The organism is Rheinheimera faecalis (assembly GCF_021290965.1).
Taxonomy (GTDB): domain Bacteria; phylum Pseudomonadota; class Gammaproteobacteria; order Enterobacterales; family Alteromonadaceae; genus Pararheinheimera; species Pararheinheimera faecalis.
This window is the reverse complement of sequence record NZ_JAJOYT010000005.1, coordinates 323803-343613: the sequence shown is the minus strand read 5'-3', so window position 1 is coordinate 343613 and position 19811 is coordinate 323803. Positions and strand designations below refer to the sequence as shown.

Genomic DNA, 19811 nt, shown 5'->3' with positions numbered 1-19811 from the left:
ATTATTTTTGCAGCAGTCTGGCCGGTTTTTATGCAAGGCAGCGCGAGTGCAGTGTAGTTATTCTACATAAACGAGTGCTAACGCAGCAGAAAGGCCGGCCAGGCGCTGCCCTTCGGGTTCGTCTGGCGGCGCCCTGAGCTTTGTCACTCGTCGCTCATTTAGAATAACTAAACTTCGCTCCTCCTTTCGCGCTCAACGCGCCTCCAGAACGAACAAAATTTAATCTCGAAACGTCAACACGCTCTAGTTACGCAGTACCGCCTACCGTCATGGCATCCAGTTTTAAGGTAGGTTGACCTACACCCACAGGCAGGCTTTGACCTTGTTTACCACAAACGCCAACCCCAGCATCCAGTGTCAGGTCGTTACCGACCATAGATACCTGCTGCATTGCTTCAGGACCGTTGCCTATAAGGGTTGCGCCTTTAATTGGTGTGGTAATTTTACCGTCTTCAATCAGATAAGCTTCTGAGGCTGAAAATACAAATTTGCCTGAAGTAATGTCCACCTGACCACCACCAAAATTCGGTGCATAAATACCTTTTTTCACGCTGCCGATAATTTCTTGTGGGTCATATTCCCCCGCCAGCATATAGGTATTGGTCATACGGGGCATAGGCAAATGAGCAAAAGACTCACGACGTCCATTGCCTGTAGGCGCCACGTTCATCAGCATGGCGTTGTGTTTATCCTGCATATAACCTTTCAGAATACCGTTTTCGATCAGCACGTTGTATTGGCTGGCTGTGCCTTCGTCGTCGATATTCAGTGAACCACGGCGATGAGCCAAAGTGCCGTCATCAACAATAGTGCAGTGTTTGGATGCGACTTGCTCGCCGACACGACCAGCGAAAGTGGATGAACCTTTACGGTTAAAATCACCTTCCAGACCATGACCTACAGCTTCGTGTAATAACACGCCAGGCCAGCCTGAACCTAAGACCACAGGCATAGTGCCAGCTGGTGCGTCTACTGCTGTTAAATTCACCTGAGCCATACGTACTGCTTCACGGGCATAACCCTGCCAGCGTGGTGAGCCGTTGACGTCTTCAAGGAAATATTGATAGTTAGTACGGGCACCACCACCACTGCCGCCACGTTCACGGCGACCATTGTGTTGCAGCAGCACAGAACAGTTTAACCGCACTAAAGGACGAATATCAGTGGCAAAAGTACCATCGGATGCTGCAACCAGCACCTCTTCATAAACGCCGGATAAGCTGACAGCCACTTGTTCAGCACGGCTGTCGAGGCTACGAATATAAACTTCCATCTGCTTCAATAGCTCAACTTTGGCTGTGTTGTCCAAACTTTGCAGTGGCTCACAAGGCAAATAAATTTGTGGTTGGGATTGCTGCTTAAAGACCTGTACTGAACCTTGTTTGCCAGCACCAGCGATGCCACGGGCCGCTTCTGCCGCCTGCTTTAAAGCTGCAGCTGAAATAGAATCGGCATAAGCAAAACCGGTTTTTTCACCGCTGATGGCCCGCACGCCCACACCACGTTCAATATTAAAAGAGCCGTCTTTCACTAAACCATCTTCCAAGCCCCAGGATTCATGTACGCTGGACTGAAAATACAAGTCGGCGTAATCCAGCTTGTGCGCAAACAAAAAGCCTAAGCTTTGTTGTAAATCACTGGCGCTTAGGTCACTGGCGCTTAACAGGTTGTGTTCGACGTTACTCATGCTTTGAACTCACTTTGAAATCTGTTGTGGTGCCTTACCGGCATTTTCTCCGCCAGCTGCTGGCAAAGATCTAAATCTGTTTCGACACTCAGCACCATTTCGCTGCTGCCATCGGCTTCGGCCAGAATACGACCCCATGGGTCGATAATTAAACTATGGCCATAGGTCTGACGACCATTAGGATGAGTGCCCACCTGAGCTGGTGCTACAACAAAACTCTGGGTTTCTATGGCACGGGCTCTTAATAAGGTATGCCAATGCGCCTCCCCTGTCACTGTAGTAAAAGCCGAAGGTACAGCCATCACATTCATGCCCTGAGCAGCTAAAGCCTGGGCTAATCCGGGAAAACGCATATCATAACAAATCAGCATCCCCAACTTTAACTGCTGAGCCTGGGCCAGGCTTAACTTTTCACCCGGCATAGTAGTGGCTGATTCCAGATACTGCTTGCTGCTGTCATTGACCAAAGCATCAAACAAATGGATTTTCTGATAATCAGCGACCAATTCACCTGCAGGACTATATAACAGACTACTGGCAGCAAAACGTGTTGGATCAGAAGTTTGGGTTGGCAAAGTGCCGACCAATAAATACAGTTGGTGTTTTTTTGCTAATTCAGCATAAGCGCTTTGCAGCGGGCCAGAGCCTAAGGCTTCCGCCAGTTGCAGGTTTAAGCCATCAGGGCCTGCAAATACCGCCACACCTTCAGGTAATACCGCCAGATGTTGCGATGCTTTGGGTAGTTGCGCCAGCAAGCTGTCCACTTTCGCCAGATTCAATAAAGGATCCGGCCCGCTGGTCAGCTGAACTGCAGATAAGCGCCAGAGCTTAGCCATTGGCTTTCTCCCTGGTTTTATCCTTTGCTTTACTGCTTGCCGCAGGTTTGACAGGTTTTTGCTGCGACTCTTGTTCCTGCTGCAAACGTAGGCGTTTTTCCTGTTCGGCTTTTAATAACTCAGAACGTGGAATTTCGACTTCAGTGGTATGACGCGCCACTTCCACCACTTCCGGCTGGTCAAAATTACCTGTGACTACAAAATTAACTTTGGACACTACTTCAGCCGATTCGACCAGCTCATCAAGAGCCAAAGCGGCTAAACCAGTGGCCGGATTAAACTGCAATAAAGCCACCAAAACAGGCAGGCTCGAGGTAATTTTTGGTAAAAACGCCATCTGATAATCCAGTTGCCTTGTGACTAAATCGGCATAACCCTGAATTTCAATTTTACCCGCAGCGCCATCGACCATGGTGTTGTTGGTATGCACTACGCCTTTATCCAGCTGTAAATCGCCTTTCATTTCAGTGTAGAAAAAGCCTTTAGAGAAAATATCCCTGAAGTCCAGCTTCAGCTTACGCACCAAAGACCCCAGGCTAAATAAAGACAATAAGCGCGCACCTTTGTCGCTGACTTCAGACAAGGAACCTTCACCCAACTGCCAGTTCAGTTTGCCGCCTAAGGTGGCGTAGTTAAACTGAGTCGGCCCGCCAGCCCAGCTGATACTGTCTATCTGCACCTGGGCCGGACTACCCGCTATAGCTGAGCTTAAATGGTAGTCTTTCATCAACTGACCAAAGTCAGGGCTGGTTAATTTTGCAGATAAGGTAGTAACACCGGCTTCTGCATCTTTTTGCCAATGGCCTTTGATACTCAGTTGATGTTTTTTATAACGGGATTCAAAGCTCTGAATAGTTAAACGCTCGCCATCGGATTCGGTTTGCATCCTCAGTTGGCCTAAATCAAAAGGCCCAAACACACAGCTTTTACAATCCAGTTTGATTGGAGGTAAATCGGCCAGCCATGGCATAGGTTGTGGTTTCACCACGTCAGCCAGAGCTTTGGCAATTTGCTGCTCTTTCGTCAGTTTAGCTAAGGACTCCGCAGCAGCCAGAGCCTCGGCCTCTGCTTCTGCCGGGTCGTAAGGGAATAACTTTAAAAACTCAAGGTTGGCCTCAATTCCCTGCGCCATAAAATCTTTTGCCAACTTCAGCTGGCCTTTGGTTTGAGTCGAATCTAAATCAACTAACCAAAAGTCTGCTTCTGGCTTTAACTGCAGCTGTACCTGATCAAACAGGATATCCTCTGTCACGCTAAGGGTATTCACTTTGGCTTTGACTGAAGTTAATGCAGGTAATAATCCAGCTTCATCAGACTGCTGACTGACTTGCTGGCGAATTAACTCAAACCAGGGCATAAAGTCGGTTTTATCTAAATTGGCGCTGATGGTAAAGCCATCAGCAAAACCAGCATTTTCTTTGGCGCCTAAACTTAAATGAGCGCGACCTATCTGACCTTGAGCATGCACATAGCTGGCATCAAAAAACACTAAATCCTGATAGGTTAGCGCTATAACTGAGTTGTCCTGACTACCGCTGGACGACCAGAATACAGTACCGGCCTGACCTGACTTTTTCGCCAAAGGTGCGGGCAACAGCAATTCGGTGTCGGTTAAATCCAGCGCCAAATCGGCCTGATAGGTGTAGCCCTCTCCTGCCAGCAATAAGTCCAGTTTAAACTGCCAACTCAGAGGACCAGTAGCAAAGTGCTCCAGCTGTGGCGCTAAGCTCAATAACAATTCATGACTGTTCTGTAAGCCCTGACTTAACAAGGATACTTTGTAATTGTCCTGTTGCTGTTCGCCACGAAAACCAAACTGCACGGGAATATTGCTGATAAAAAGCTGTAAATCATCAGCCGTCAAAATGTCATTGTGAAACTCAAGACGGCCCGTCAGATTCTCGCCAACTAAAGCAGGCGCTGACAAAGCAAGACCATTACGCTCAAAGTCGATAGCGCCTTTGATATCCACTGTCGGCTCATTCAGGCCAATAGTCAGACGCACATCGCCTTTGACTGGTCCTGTCACACCTAAGTAAGCCAGAGTTTCACCCACAGAATCGTGCAAAGGTGAAGCCTGCATCAGGGTAGTGACTTGTTCAGCCAGCAATTGTTGTTTGATATCAATAATTAAATTATCGGCGTTATATAAGTCAGGAATGCCGACTTGCACTCCCTGATCAACAGGAGCATCCACCAGATAACCGGACTTACTGCTGATGAGCATGGCGGCATTTTCAAAAAATAATTGTGCGGATAAGTCCGTTAAACTAGGCCAGTTTTCATCAAACAAAAACTCGGCATTGGTCACATCAGCCAGCGCCTGAAACACACCGTCTCTTTCAGCATAAGGATAAGCAGAAAAATCGCCTGACCATAACACTTTGCCTGAACTGACATCACCAGATACCAGTGCAGGTTTAAGGTACTTAATCACAGATTCCGGCATATAAAATTTCGGGAAAAACTGCTCTGCGTTTTGTACCGGCACACCATGCAGCTCTGCGACTAAATCCATATCAGGTTTGTCGTCCAGATTCACTACCAGCTCAGCTTCGAGACTAAAAGCATCCTGCCATAAACTTAAATAAGGCACTAGAATCTGCCAGTTGCCAGCACGTTTACGCCAGGCCAGTTCCAATTCCGCGCCTTTGTAAGTCCAGTCTTTACTAAAAGCCTGGCCCCATTGAAGTGCACCATCTTCTGCTTTTAACCCCAGCCAGCCAAAATGCGGGGACGCGACAAAACGACCGTTAAAGCCTTTGACACCAGGCACATCAGCGACCGGAGCTGAGGAGAGCTCATTAAACTGACCGGATAAGTACCATTGATCATTTTCCGTGACTAAATCCAGCCGCTCTACTTTGCCGTCCAGTTGGTAAGACAACAACGACTGCAACTGCTCTGAACCATCGGAAAACAGCTCCAGCAAAGGCCGCGCTACGCCTAGCTGCAGGTTTTGTAACGACGCCTGATAACCCAGTTCATTCTGATTAAGTTGCAGTTGCAAGCCAGGCCAACTTTGGCTGCTGTTACTCAGCGTCATAGGGCTGGAACTTAAACTCCAGCCTTTAGCCATAGGTACCCAACGCAGATAACCATCAGATAAAGCAACTTTATTCCAGACCCCATCTTTCAGCCAGCCAACATTGTTGTCGGACAATGCCACGTCAATTTGTTGTAATTTGCCGGCTTTAATATCCCCCCAGGCAGCAAAGTTTAGCTTGGCGCTGTTGAGTTTGCGGGTTTGAGGTAATAACTGCTGGAACCAGGGCAATAAGTCCAGTTGTTGACTGGCCAGATACAACTGGCCCTGGGCTTTGGATGGCTCGCCTGTTAAATCGATAATAAAAGACAAGGTATTAGCCGTCACATCAGCCACAGACAACTCGCCCCAGCCCTGATGACGTTCACCTTCGTTTTGCCAGTTCAGCGCTTTGATTTCCAGCCGGATATCTTCGTCTTGTGCATTGTTAAACACCAGTTGGCTGTCGAGTACAGAGAAATGCTGCAGTTGCTTAAAAAACAGATCCTGTAAGGCATCAAAAAGCTGCTGATTATCAGAAGGAGTAGCAACCCCAGTGCCTAACCAACGCTGAGCATCCACTCTGTAGGTTAAGCCTGTCAGTTCAAAGTGAGCTGCACTTAGTTTCATGGTGCGCAAAGAACGCCAGAAATCCAGCCGGATGCCGGTTTCCTGCACTGTCAGTTGCGGCTGATAGTTGCTGTCCAGTACTTCAAGTTGTTGCAGAACCAGCGCAGGCCCTGTGCCCTGCCAACCTGCCGACAAAGCACCAATGCGCACTTCAGTACCGTATTCTGCTTTGATCCAGTGTTCAATATCGGTTTTATAACCAGGGGCGTAAGGCAGACCAAAACGTAAAGCTGAGACTAAGGTGGCCATCAACACGACGAAGATAGCAAAGAAGATCCAGAGTTTGTGTAAGCAATAAAACCAGGCCTGTTTCACAGTCCGCACTACATCATCACCACGTCAAATTGTTCCTGACCGTATTGAGGTTCGATCACGACACTGATTTGTTTACCAATAAACACTTCGAGTTCAGCCATGCTGTGAAATTCATCATTAATTAACGCATCTTTTACCGCAGGTGAAGCATAAACCACAAATTTATCTGCAACATAAGCCCGGTTCACCCGCACTATTTCACGCAATATTTCAAAACAGACAGTTTCGACCGTTTTTAAACTGCCGCGTCCAGCACAAATTGGACACTCACCACAGAGCACATGTTCCAGGCTTTCGCGGGTGCGTTTGCGGGTCATTTCTACCAGACCCAGCGCCGAGAAGCCATGGATATTGGTCTTCGTTTTATCCCGGCCCAAAGCCACTTCTAAACTATGCAACACGCGCTTTTGATGCTCTTCGCTTTGCATGTCGATAAAGTCGATAATAATAATGCCGCCCAGATTCCGTAACCTTAGCTGACGGGCTATGGCCTGAGTGGCTTCAATATTGGTGTTGAAAATGGTTTCTTCTAAGTTGCGGTGACCGACAAAAGCACCGGTGTTGACGTCTATAGTGGTCATGGCTTCGGTCTGGTCAATCATCAGATAACCGCCGCTTTTCAGCATGACCCGACGCTCCAGCGCGCGCTGAATTTCATTTTCGACATCAAATAAATCAAACACAGGCCGCTCGCCCGGATAATACTCCAGCCGGGCTGTCATTTCTGGCACAAATTCCTCAGTAAAAGCATGCAGTTGCTGGTACGTCAGTTTACTGTCTACCCGCACCCGCTCTAAATCAGAGCCAACAAAGTCACGCAAAATACGGTAGGCCAGCGTTAACTCTTCATACAACATGGTTTCTTTGCGGGCATTTTTTTTGCGCTTAAGCACCTTTGCCCACAACTTTTGTAAAAACTTACCATCGTGTAGCAGTTCATCTTCGCCAGCGCCTTCGGCTGCAGTGCGAACTATGTAACCGCCAGTTTCATCCAGACAAGTGCTGACTATATCTTTTAAGCGCTGACGCTCAGTTTCGCTCTCTATACGCTGCGATACACCCACATGAGCTGAACCTGGCATAAACACCAGATGACGGCTTGGCAGAGTGATATCTGTGGTTAAGCGAGCGCCTTTGGTACCCAATGGGTCTTTCACCACTTGTACCAGTAAAAACTGACCTTCATGCACCAACAGACGAATATCTTTGACCGGACCAGCTTTGAGCTCAGCGTCCGCAATATTTAAACCTGCGGTGACAATATCGGAGGCATGCAAAAAGGCGGCTTTATCTAAACCAATATCAACAAAGGCAGCTTGCATACCAGGCAAAACACGGCTGATTTTGCCCATATAAATATTGCCAACCAGACCATGTTTAGCCTGACGCTCAATATGCACTTCCTGCAATACACCGTTTTCAATCAAAGCCACACGGGTTTCACTTGGAGTGACGTTGATCAGTAATTCTGCGCTCATGGTGCATCCTTCAGTGTGAGCAGCAACTGTGCGGTTTCATAGAGAGGCAAACCTACCACAGCAAAGTAACTGCCATCTATGCGTTGTACAAACTGACCAGCCAGTCCCTGAATACCGTAGCCACCCGCTTTATCAGCAGGTTCGCCCGTATTCCAGTACCAAAAAATTTCCTGTTCGGACAAGTCTTTAAACCAGACTTGAGTCGCGACTGTAGTGCTGATAGTGCCTTGTGCCGTTGCAATAGCCACTGCAGTTTTCACCCAATGACTACGACCTGATAATAACCTCATCATGCGCTGAAAATCAGCCAAATCTGCAGGTTTACCTAAAACTAATTCATCCACCTGCACTATGGTATCGGCGCCTAAGGTAGGAAGTGGAGTGCTTTGACTGGAAAAACCTGCGCGGGCTTTTTGCTCTGCTAAACGCAGTACATACTGATCAGCGTTTTCGCCATCAAGTTGAGTTTCATCAATAGTACCGCTGACCAGCACAAACTCCTGCTGCAACTGGCCTAATAATTCACGGCGACGGGGTGAAGCGGACGCAAGGGCAATCATAATGACACTCAATGAATTTTAAACTGACGGCGGATACGGCGTAATAACCAGAAAATCCAGGGCCAGACCGCAGCTCCGGTCACCACGGGCCATAGATAGGCCATAGTAAAAACCACGCCTGTTAAGAAGTGGCTGAGCCAAAAGATAAAATAATGATAAAAAGCCAAAAACAAAGCTATGACTAAGCTTTGTTGCAAAATAGAGAAGTTACGGATTTTTAAATGGTGCACTGAACAGAAATAAATGATGATTGAATAGGCCAGCGCATTAACACCCAGCACAGTGCCGACCAAAACATCCAGCAAAAAGCCCACCACAAAAGCCGTGCCTATACTGACACGAAATGGCAAAGCCAAAGCCCAATAAAACAGCACCAACAAAGGCCAGTCAGGACGGAATAATTTCACCATGGCAGGCAAAGGCACAACGGCCAGCACCAGGGAGAACATCAGGGATAAATACACCAGATATAAACGATGCGACTTTTCCATCAGAAATCTCCTGCCACAGCGGAAGCTTGCGCATCAGGCGGAGCTATTTGCTCATCAATTTCCGGTTTAGCTTTAGGCCAGACTAATAACACATAACGAATACGATCAAGCTGGGCATAAGGTCGTGCATAGACCTGCAAAAACGGTTGCTGTGCGTTACGGCTGATCCGCACCACTTCAGCCACCGGATAACCTTCAGGGAAAATACCATCCAGACCTGAGGTGATCAGTTTATCGCCTTGCTGAATATCTGCGCTGTGCGGAATATGCATCAGACGCACTTCGTCGGACTGACCTAAACCTTCAGCGACTACATGATCGCCGTTACGTTCAACCCGCAAGGATATCGCATGAGTGGTATCTGAAATGAGTAATGCACGGCTGCTGGTTGGCCCAACACTAACAATTTGACCCAGTACACCTAAATCATCAATTAAGGGTTGCTGTGCGACGACGCCGTCGTTGCTGCCTTTATTGATCACTATCTGGTTACTGAACGGATGACTGTATACGGCCAATACTTCAGCGACCAGACGTTTGCTATCAGCTACAGGCACAGAACCTAAAAGGGAACGTAATTTGTCGTTTTCCTGCTGCAAAAATTGCAGGCGCTGCATCTGGGTGTTTTGGCGAAGCAGGGTTTCACGCAGCTTCTGGTTTTGCTGCAGTAAACGCTGGTGAGACATAAATTGTTCGGAGGCATCGGACATCATGGCTTGAGGTAAATTAGCCATGTAATACAAAGGACTCACAGTTGCAGTTAAATAACTACGCAACTGTGTGGAGCTGTCGGTGAATCTGTCCAGCGTCATCAGCCCAACGCTGCATAAGACTGCAAAAAACAGCCGTAATGGCAGAGATGGGCCACGCTCAAAGATAGGTTTCATTCAGGACTGACTTGTTAGTCGTAACTAAACACATCACCGCCATGCATGTCGATCATTTCTAAGGCTTTACCGCCGCCACGAGCAACACAAGTCAGTGGGTCATCGGCTACAACCACAGGAATACCGGTTTCTTCCATTAACAGGCGGTCTAAATCACGCAATAAAGCGCCACCACCTGTTAATACCATGCCACGCTCTGAAATATCAGAAGCCAGCTCTGGTGGAGACTGTTCCAAAGCCACCATCACAGCAGAAACGATACCAGCCAAAGGCTCTTGTAAAGCTTCTAAAATTTCGTTGCTGGTCATGGTAAAGCTGCGAGGTACACCTTCAGCCAGGTTACGGCCACGTACTTCAATTTCCAGAATTTCGTCGCTTGGGTAAGCTGAACCAATTTCTGTTTTGATACGTTCTGCAGTGGCTTCACCAATCAAAATACCGTAGTTACGACGGATGTAGTTGATAATGGCGTCGTCAAACTTATCACCACCAATACGAACTGATGAGGAATACACCACACCGTTCAGAGAGATAATGGCAACTTCAGTAGTACCACCACCAATGTCGACCACCATAGAACCAGTCGCTTCAGACACAGGTAAACCTGCACCTATTGCAGCAGCCATTGGCTCGTCAATTAAGTAGACTTCACGGGCGCCAGCACCCTGAGCAGATTCACGGATAGCACGGCGTTCAACCTGGGTAGAACCACAAGGCACACAAACCAGTACACGTGGGCTTGGACGCAGGAAGCTGTTGCTGTGCGCTTGTTTGATAAAATGCTGCAGCATTTTTTCAGTCACATAGAAGTCGGCAATTACACCGTCTTTCATTGGACGAATGGCTTTGATATTGCCAGGAGTACGGCCCAGCATGCGCTTGGCTGCGTGGCCAACGGCCGCAACACTCTTAGGTCCGCCAGTTCTTTCCTGACGAATAGCAACAACAGAAGGCTCGTTCAGAACTATGCCCTGATCTTTTACATAGATGAGTGTATTGGCTGTCCCCAGGTCGATCGACAGATCATTTGAAAACAGACCACGCAATTTATTTAACATGGAACAGACTAATCCTTTTAACTAAGAGGTGGTGACACAAGGTGCCCGACGAAATGGGGCTTATTTTAAGTAACAAAACGCCAAGAAAATAGCTTTATCTTTAGTTTTTACCAAATTAAACCAAAGCCATTGAAAAGCCAAATGTTTAGTCATCAGACAAGACAGAGTAATTTAAGTTTTATCGCAGCAGTAATATAAAAATAAACAGGTCCACAGAAATATTCAGCGCATCAAAGTCAGAGTAAAACTAAAGGCATGCAGTTAATTTTACTCTGACCCGAATTAAGTTAGTTCAGCCGCTCCTGCCAGAAAATTTGGCGTTTGTTGCCTGTTCGAAGACCAAAGATAAACTCGGCTCCTGTATCAAAATCATCAGCATCCAAAACGTTGTCGCCATTCCAGTCATAGTGTAACCAGGATTGCTTTATGCACTCAGTGATGGTTCCGGCACACTGCAGAATATATTTGCTGCGTACACCCGGCGTTTCAATCCAAAAGTCTGTGGGATCTGTTACACCATCGACCAGCGGGGATTCCTCGCCAGATAACTGAATACTTGCGGGTGCTGAAGGAGCTGCTGGCTCAGCAGCTTTTACGGCACTCCAATGAGTGGGATCAAAACTAGTACAATTGTCCTGAACATTACGAACAAAGTTGTTACCGTTCCAGTACTGAGTTTCAACCATTACTCTGAGTTTCTCGTTTTCATCCCCTATGCCTGAGTTGATAAACAGACGACCAAAGCGCATATCGAGAGTCCCATTGACAGCCGCAGCCACACAGTTGCTTCCGCAAACTCCTGCGCTTGTTGGGCTCATATTTTTTGTTTCCAAATCTCTTCCATCGAGAGTATCTGTAATTTTAACCCCAGCCATCAGGGCAGAGTAAGGGCCGTCTGGTGTCGCCAGTTTACTAAAACTCAGATTGCTTTGTGAGAACGTATATTTACCACTGGTCCAACTGGAAGCCGGAACAATGGTTCTGCCACTGAGGTCTGTGCCATTGTCAGCATTTTCCAGCACCACAGAAGGTGCAGCTAGCACACCATAGCCCGGACGGTAGTTCTGGGTCACAGCACCAGCCACATTTTTAGCCTGAAGCTCGTATTCCAGTTTCATCGCGGGTTGTCCCATGTAGCTGAAATCTGAGCAGGTATTGCCAAATGACGAACTGGCTAATGTGTAGTGCTTGGGATAAAAGCGCCCGACTGTATAAGGAGTACTGCTCAATTCTGCACCTGCGCCTGTTCCCAGGTAATTGTTATCTCCAACTCTGGCCAGCAGACTGATGGTACCCACTTCATTCCAGCTAAAACCAGTGCTGTGGAACCTATTGTTGTAAGTGCCGCTAGTGACTTTGGTAAAAGCTGCCCCCGAAGTTAAAGTGCCGTTGTCCCCTCCCAGTGGGTGCAATAATTGGCCGAAATTAACAGCAACAGTTTCTGGGCTTGTCTCATTGCCATAGTTAGGCGTTAAATTGCCTTGCACATTGACCGGCGAGACGTACAACTGAAAATCCTCTCCTGCAGCAATAAAGCCAGCTCCAGTGCCTAAAGTTTGTGGATTTGTAGCATTGGCGGGGTCTGCACTAGCAGAGGATAACGCCGTGGTGACATTGATCCGGTGAGGCCGTACCACAAAAGGATCACTTTGTCCGGTTAGTGTAACGGCAGGATCATTGCCTGAAGCCGCCAAATCCAGTGAAGCAGACAAATGGATTTGCCCTACATCAAAGTAATTAATACCAAGAGGGGCATAACCATCAGCTCGGAAAGTAAGGCTGACCGTTTTGCCATCACCTTCTTCGTCACCATCAAACAAAGTCTCAGTAGTAGCTCCGGCACTGTTATCTTTTAATTCCAGTACCTCATCAAAACCAGCACTGCAACTTCCAGGGTTCAGACAGTCATACGAAAGGGTTACATTACGTGTACCTACAGTTCGCGCCTCACAAGCCATAGTGTCAGTATTGGTTTTCACTGCACGCAAGAAACCTCCCCCTTGCACACCAGCCACCTGGTTTAACAATCCGTTTGTTGAATTATCCGTCGCGTAAAATTTAAAGCCGGCATGGCTAAAGTTAATTTTACAGCCAGCTGTACTGCATACCGTGGGATTAGGGGCCCCAGACACGGACAACGTTGTGTCACCGAGGTTAGTCTGCCGTAAATAAACCGTAGTGCTTCCCGTAAAGGTAATATTATTTCCCCCAACAAAAGTACCGTTGTTAGTAGCACTAATAGTCGTACTGACAGAATCGGCAACTAAAGTACTACAGTCTGCATTAGCACAGGCTTTGACCTGAATTGCTTCGGCTTCACAAGTTAATCCCTTGTTGGCATAAACCAATTCATAGTGGTGCACCGGGTCACCAAGCTCAACTGGCGTAGAAGGCTGCTGTGTACAAACCTGAATATTAGTAATTTCATGGAAATTCGTATTGTCGCCAGTGGAACCTGTGTAAGAAAGCAACAAATTGGCCGGAGGTGCAGGCTGTCCCAGACTCAGCAAATTCGATGATGTCAGCAAAGTACTGTAACTGGAACCACCAGCCAGACGCCTTTCCAACTGGAACGAAACCGTTTGTGGGCTTGCGATTCGGGAATCAATAGTAATTCTGTATCTGTCACCCCGTGCTAGCGTGCTACCGGTTGAACTCAGTATAGGCGACAAGGTAGTGGTGCCACCAAGCCAGCCATAGTTAGTACTGCTTGCAGCCCTGACCCCTATAGCTTGAGGACGAGCCGTTGTGCCACCAACCCGTCCTTCCGTGGCCTGAGAGAAACTACCATACTCGTCAAAACCTATGCCCAGCCAGCCCCCAGAAAAACCACTTTGCGAGGGGCTGACATTAGTACGCTGGGCATAGCCTAAACTGCCACCATAACTGCCAGGCACAGGAGTTACAGCAGCGTCAGATAACACCAACGCTATACCATCAGCACCTGTTCCTCCATAAGCATAATGATCAAACTCTATGGTCATTTTATTGCCAGCGGCAGGGAAACTACGCTTAAAGGTGATAGAAGTAGCCTGATTTAAGGTGTTTTCAGTCAGCCGCAAACGACTGGGAGAGGTTCTTAATGAAGGAGGCGTGCTGTTGCGTTGTGTTAAATACCAGTTTGCATCGTTGGCAAAGTTCTCTGTGAAACATTCATTGATACAAGTAGCGACTTGCTCGTACATATTTTTGATATCAGATGTCAGCAACTCCCGGTCGAAAAACCTGACTTCATCAATTTGGCCACGAATACCTGCTGTTCCATCCGGCAAGGCACCTATAGCAAAATTCCCGGTGCCATCATTTGGCGTTTTTGCACTGGTCGTGTCGCTGATACTGCTGTCTGGCACACCATCGACCAGTTGATTATTCACGTAAAGCCGCATCCGTCTGTTATTTTTGCTGTAGCTAAACGCTATATGCTGCCATTGATCATTAAAAATAGCAGTGCCACTGGTTTCAACATAACGAACGCCGCCGCCTGTCATCCGGACTGAAAACCTTAAGTTGCCGCCCGACTCGCGGGTTAATTGAAAACGCCCAGCGGAGACGCCGACTGCTCCACCGTACGCCATAACAGTCTGGCTACCCGAAGCCTGAGCAGCAGCACTCATTTTTAGCCACAAGGTAAAACCAAATTCATCACTGTTGTGGAAATAGCTGTTTCTGGCTATATCCACAAAAGGATGGCTGGAGGAGCCAGTTGCCTGAAAATCGCCATAAGTACAAGATGCAGGTGACGGGAATAACTGAGCAACAACGGCACTGTTAACAGCACGGCCATGCTTGGCCTCCAATGAAGAATCTTTCACTTCACCAGTGCTGCCATTCCAAAGCACTTCATCAAAACGCCAGTAGGAATCTCTGGTTACTGTGCCTACACCACCACAGGCATACAAAGGTTCGTCCACAGGAACACAGGAGCCAATCACCTCACTGCTACCATTAACGTAGACTTTGTCATAGTCAGGCGTGACTAAATCACCATAAACTTGCGAGTTATTCACTGAAATACTGCCGGAAACCGAGGTCACTAAAACAGGAGAAGTATCTGAACCCAACGTACTGTTATTGATAGTGACAGTACTGGCGCTGGTAATTGAACCACTGGTCATAGTGACATTATTCACTACGGCAGGGTTGTTGGACGTCATAGTGTAGTCACCTGATATAGTACCGCCTGTGATGCTAATGCCAGATTGCACAGTAGCGCCTCCGGCAAGGTCGGTATTATTGGTGGTTAAAGTACAACAAGGCGTGGTGATCATGCCGGTGACTGAACCACCTGTCAGATTTAAAGCTCCATTTGTACTGGTAACATCAGCTAAGAAAACATCGTTGTTGGTGGTGATATTACTGTTGACGATTACATTGCCATGATAAGTACTATTGCTGCTATTTAACGAGCCATTGGTAACCGTCAATGTGGAGTTAAACGTACTGCTGCCACTGGTCAGGCCGTTGCCAATAGTGACAGCACCACTAAGGGTACTGCCATTGCTAATAGAACCAGTGCCAGAACTGTTAATGCTGCCACTGACAGACGCCGCATTTAAGGTCAGAGCTCCAGAGGACATGATAGAGCCGTTGACTGCGGAACTTTGCACAGTCACAGCACCACTTGATGTCTGCAGATTACCAAAAACGTTTGAAGACGCGCTAATTTCCAGCGCTCCATAAGTCGTAGTTAAATTAACCCGGTTTGACGCTGTGCCCACAGAGTTATTATTAACAATAATACCGCCGTTGCCTCTGATAATAACCGAGGTCCGGGTTGTACGGATCAGATCGCCACTCGCAAAGGTGACCTGCGCATTACAGCTGAATTCACCATTGCTGTATTCCCAGGCATTATTCCAGGTACCGCAAGTACCACTGGCCTGCAAAGCTGAAAGACTACCGTTGTTGTTAAAGTTAAGAGTGGCGGAATAGACTCGTATATTTACAAGCAATAGCAAACCCATCAAAACCCACAACAGTTTTTTCATATAGCTACCTCACTCTTTCGCAAAAGAGTATTACAACGGATCACAGCTTTGTTAGTTATAGCTCCCACTACTGCCATACTTCCATCTGAATAGTGCGGGAAGTTTGGACTTCATCAGTACCACATTGACCAGTACTGATTAACCAAAAGTGAGTCACTTCACCTGCTGTATTTGACCTTTCACGACAACTGACATGTGCAGTACAGCTTTGTAACCCAGCAGTATTAAAGGATATCGTAGATGGCAACGTCAGATTGACTGCCTCACCATTTTGCAATGTCCCCGGACAACTAGTTGCAACTGTTGCTGAAGCTAGCGGAAACAACTCTGTTAATGCGTACTCTATGCCACTTTGGGCAGCAAAAAAGCTGCGCGTTCCCTGCACTTCGTAGGACACACCTTCTGACGAAGCTATTAACAACTTAGACAAAGCAGCCACCAGCAACAACATCACTACACTAATAAAAACGGCGATCACCAAAGCGCTGCCTTTTTGCAATGAAGCTGAGGAAACACCAGTATTAAGGGACATTGGGAATATGAACCTCTTGGTTGAAGAACAAATCATCGCCAACATCTGATTGAAACTTGAGTATGATGTGTACAACAGAGTTTCGCTGTAAAACCGCAGGGGCAATAGTGAAAGGCTGAAAACTACCTTGCTCCAGATTTTCTGCCATCAGAATACCTCCGCTTGAGTTCATCACTTGCTGGGTTGCTGTCACAGCATAATTATCGTATCTGCGAAGCTGGCCATTGGTCAGGCAATAAGAAACCGGGCTTGAGGGCATCAGATACATACGCTGACTGGAGGACTGAGCAGGGAAGCGATTAGAGGCGATACTTAAACTGACAGTGCCTGCTGCTGCAACAGGATTAGCTACGATCTGGACTGTTCTTTTTTCCACACCAGCTGAAACTATATCGCTATAAATATGACTTGAAAGCGTAGGATAAATACTGACGTAATCCCCATTCTTAACAAGAATGTTATCATTAGAGGCGTCTGCATCCTGCCATTCAGGTAAAGCACTATAAAATGTCAGGCTGGTCCCAGCACTATCAAAAGGAGCAATCGAATAACGGGCGGCCGCACTCAGAGGCATAAATTCAATACAACTTCCTTGAATACGCACTGAGTTTGGCACTACATTCCTCAGTTCTCTGGTCAAGCGCTCTATAGCAAACCTACTTTGGCTTAATAATTGTGCACGTTGATTTGCTTCAGTGTACATACGAACCCCCAAGCCAAGATAGCTGGTGGTTACAGTGGTCACTATGCCCAATACTATAATGACCAAAATCAACTCGACCAAAGTAAAGCCATTGTTTAGCGCGGCTCGTTCTCTGGACATTACCAATTTCCTTTATAAGCGGAAAAATTTACCTGTTCACCTGCAGGTGTCACGATAGACACTGTTATTTTTTTCGCTTTTCTTATACTGCTGATACCAGGTAATTCATTGCCAGCATAACGCACATCAACACAGACTTTATAGCTTTGGTAATAGCTGGCCAATACCGCATAAGGATCGCCACTCCCTAACACATTCGCTATGTCAGCTCCGGTGCCCACATAAGCATGGAAATCATCTACATCATCATAAGAAGCTCTTTCTGCTTCTTCACGCCATGCAGAGCAACCACCGGTATCTTGACAAGACAGTTGCTCGCTGCACGCCAACATTGGAGCATTACTAAGAAGTAACGAGTTGTTACAAGAAGCCGCTCCAGGCTCAGGTTCAGCACCAACCTGAGCGTCACACCTAAATTCTCCACCCGCTTTATCGGATGCTTCGTCGAATGCTCTTGCCATAATTTCATTTAAAAAGCTTTGGCCGAGCTCGGCTGCACGCACCTGATGCCAGGGATCTGAGCTGCGTTTAAACATAGGCCCTAAAGCACCAGTGATCACCACAAGCGCAATAGCTAAGACCACCATACCGACAATGATCTCAATCAGTGTGAAGCCTGCACTTTGTTTATTCAGTTGCATACTCCCCCCGGCACAATGGCATGGATATAGCCTTCTGATTCAACGCAAATATCAAGAACGCTGTCCGCTGAAATGCGTACTCTATAGCCTGAATTTAAGGGTAAAACAGGCCTGCCATTGGCATCAAAGCTAAGAATGGAACTGGTTAACACTGAATTCCCGTCCCAACTAATCAAAGACAAAGTCACGTTTGAATCTGAGGGGCTCTGAAAATAAAAAGCAGAGTCTGGTCCGGCAACACAGCCATTTACAGCTTGTAGCGCGAGAATTGAAGAGGAAAGTTCGAGGCTATGACAACCCCCTGAGGTTTGTTGCATAGCCTTAATTTGGGCAGTTTGCAGCAAGCTGACTATTTGGTCGCGTGCCACAAACTCAGACACACCATCTTTGCCAACAAAACGGGGCAATAAAGTGACGGTTAATACGCCAATGAGCAGAACCACAATAATAAGTTCTATCAGCGAAAAACCTGCGACCTTAGCCCGTATTGCTGGCATAGGAAGTGCTACAGCTTAGTTACAACCGTCAGTGACTTTGCCTAATTCTCTGCGAAGTACGTCATCACTTGTATCACCGGCTGTACCGTTGTCATCTACATAGTTAACCACATAAACATAACAACCAAGGTCTGCCGCTGCTGTTGGAGCACTGTAGCCAGCAGGAAGGATCAGAATTGCATCCCGTTGATCTGCCGCAACAGCAGTAAACTTGCCATCTGTTTCATCGATGCTTGCGTTAAATGCTACTGTAAAATCATTCGAATCTAACAAGCTACCCCATTCAACTTCATCACCGTTATTTGTGCTTGGTTGTCCCTGAGCGACATTGATAGTTAAGGTACCATCAGTCACTGTAGCTGTTGCTGCTGCTACATCAACACCCTGTAATCTTGCTTTTCCATTTACCAGATTATTGATACTGATAACAGACGCTTCTACAGCGTCTAAAGTGGCTGCGCGGGCATCACCAGTCAGGTTCAAAAAACGCGGTGCTGCAGTGACTGCCAATATGCCTAATATTACGATCACGATAATCAGTTCAACTAAGGTGAAACCTTGTTGAGTTTTATTGATAGTTTTCATACTTCTTACCTCTGTTTAAAAATTAAATCTGTTAATTTGGTTTATTTTTGAATACAGTCACTGTGCCATTTAATGGTGTGTAAATGAATCCGTTGAAAACATTTGTAGCGCCTCTTCCAGGCACTGCAGCCAGACCGTTGGTTTGATAGTAGTAGCAGCTTGTTGCATTTGTTGCAGCGTCAGCCTGAACAAATAAAGTGAAACCTGCTAACTGGTTTACTGTGGTTACCGGAGTACCTGTTTGCTGAACAATAGAACGTGGAGCATTTTGCAAAATCAGATTTAATACTTCCTGGCATTTTGCATCTGTTGTCAGCTCAGCACGTGAATCACCGCCATCTACCGGGGCCATAGTTGGAAAACCTAAAGCCTCACCAGCAGAAGATAAATCCGTCCCATTCACACCTATCTGAGTACTGTCCACTGTGACAAAACTCATTTGAGTGTTAGTGCCTGTACCGGTGAAGTTACCAGCCGGACGACCTTCGACTTCCCACTGGCCGCGCACTAAACCTACTGCGGACGCAAAACCACCTGCGATACCGTCAATAGATGCGTCTTCTGCATCATCAGTAATAGCCAGAAACCGCGGCAATGCTGTCGCTGCTAATAATCCCAAAATTATCACTACAATGATAATTTCGATAATAGTGAAACCACTTTGTCGCTTCATCATGTTAACTCCACACCCTTAATTGTTAGTCTATCGCTGTTTACGACCATTTTACTTACTATTACAAACTTGTCTTCCGTTTTTTTCATTTTTACCGATTATTTA

Annotated in this window: 15 protein-coding genes; all 15 read right to left on the bottom strand. The window is 46.9% G+C overall.

Going from position 1 to position 19811, the window contains the following annotated elements; translation table 11 throughout:
• Nucleotides 1-247: 247 nt before the first annotated feature.
• The 15 genes from tldD to LSG34_RS11630 all read right to left on the bottom strand — a co-directional run bounded on the left by tldD (nt 248) and on the right by LSG34_RS11630 (nt 19709).
• Nucleotides 248-1687: a metalloprotease TldD gene (gene tldD, locus LSG34_RS11700; RefSeq protein WP_233009281.1), complete on the bottom strand. Its 1440-nt coding sequence runs from the start codon at nt 1685-1687 to the stop codon at nt 248-250.
• Nucleotides 1684-2523, bottom strand: a complete 840-nt coding sequence (locus LSG34_RS11695) for a carbon-nitrogen hydrolase family protein (protein WP_233009280.1) — start codon at nt 2521-2523, stop codon at nt 1684-1686. Before LSG34_RS11695 ends, tldD begins: the two co-directional genes overlap by 4 nt.
• Nucleotides 2516-6502, bottom strand: coding sequence for a YhdP family protein (locus tag LSG34_RS11690; RefSeq protein ID WP_233009279.1), 3987 nt, complete (start codon nt 6500-6502; stop codon nt 2516-2518). Before LSG34_RS11690 ends, LSG34_RS11695 begins: the two co-directional genes overlap by 8 nt.
• Complete coding sequence (rng, locus tag LSG34_RS11685) at nt 6502-7971, bottom strand: ribonuclease G (RefSeq protein ID WP_233009278.1); 1470 nt, start codon at nt 7969-7971, stop codon at nt 6502-6504. Before rng ends, LSG34_RS11690 begins: the two co-directional genes overlap by 1 nt.
• Nucleotides 7968-8531 (bottom strand): Maf family protein, encoded by a 564-nt coding sequence (locus tag LSG34_RS11680; RefSeq protein ID WP_233009277.1) that lies wholly within the window; start codon nt 8529-8531, stop codon nt 7968-7970. Before LSG34_RS11680 ends, rng begins: the two co-directional genes overlap by 4 nt.
• An 8-nt stretch (nt 8532-8539) precedes the next feature.
• On the bottom strand, nt 8540-9022 hold the full coding sequence (gene mreD, locus LSG34_RS11675) for a rod shape-determining protein MreD (protein ID WP_233009276.1): 483 nt from the start codon (nt 9020-9022) through the stop codon (nt 8540-8542).
• On the bottom strand, nt 9022-9909 hold the full coding sequence (gene mreC / locus LSG34_RS11670) for a rod shape-determining protein MreC (RefSeq protein WP_233009275.1): 888 nt from the start codon (nt 9907-9909) through the stop codon (nt 9022-9024). Before mreC ends, mreD begins: the two co-directional genes overlap by 1 nt.
• A 14-nt stretch (nt 9910-9923) precedes the next feature.
• The gene (locus tag LSG34_RS11665; protein WP_046521342.1) at nt 9924-10967 is read right to left on the bottom strand and encodes a rod shape-determining protein; all 1044 of its coding nucleotides are present in this window, start codon (nt 10965-10967) and stop codon (nt 9924-9926) included.
• Between the two features lie 287 nt (nt 10968-11254).
• A complete protein-coding gene (locus tag LSG34_RS11660) occupies nt 11255-15955 on the bottom strand; it encodes a DUF6701 domain-containing protein (RefSeq protein WP_233009274.1) in 4701 nt (1566 codons plus the stop codon).
• A 67-nt stretch (nt 15956-16022) separates the two neighbouring features.
• Entirely contained in the window at nt 16023-16487 is a 465-nt protein-coding gene (locus LSG34_RS11655) for a pilus assembly PilX N-terminal domain-containing protein (protein ID WP_233009273.1), read from the bottom strand.
• A complete protein-coding gene (locus LSG34_RS11650) occupies nt 16477-17310 on the bottom strand; it encodes a PilW family protein (protein ID WP_233009272.1) in 834 nt (277 codons plus the stop codon). The genes LSG34_RS11655 and LSG34_RS11650 overlap by 11 nt, the downstream gene beginning before the upstream one ends.
• A complete protein-coding gene (locus LSG34_RS11645; RefSeq protein ID WP_233009271.1) occupies nt 17310-17951 on the bottom strand; it encodes a type IV pilus modification PilV family protein in 642 nt (213 codons plus the stop codon). Before LSG34_RS11645 ends, LSG34_RS11650 begins: the two co-directional genes overlap by 1 nt.
• Nucleotides 17942-18448, bottom strand: a complete 507-nt coding sequence (locus LSG34_RS11640; RefSeq protein WP_233009270.1) for a pilus assembly FimT family protein — start codon at nt 18446-18448, stop codon at nt 17942-17944. Before LSG34_RS11640 ends, LSG34_RS11645 begins: the two co-directional genes overlap by 10 nt.
• A gap of 15 nt (nt 18449-18463) precedes the next feature.
• On the bottom strand, nt 18464-19033 hold the full coding sequence (locus LSG34_RS20755) for a prepilin-type N-terminal cleavage/methylation domain-containing protein (RefSeq protein WP_269822869.1): 570 nt from the start codon (nt 19031-19033) through the stop codon (nt 18464-18466).
• A gap of 31 nt (nt 19034-19064) precedes the next feature.
• A complete protein-coding gene (locus LSG34_RS11630) occupies nt 19065-19709 on the bottom strand; it encodes a prepilin-type N-terminal cleavage/methylation domain-containing protein (RefSeq protein WP_233009269.1) in 645 nt (214 codons plus the stop codon).
• Nucleotides 19710-19811 lie beyond the last annotated feature (102 nt).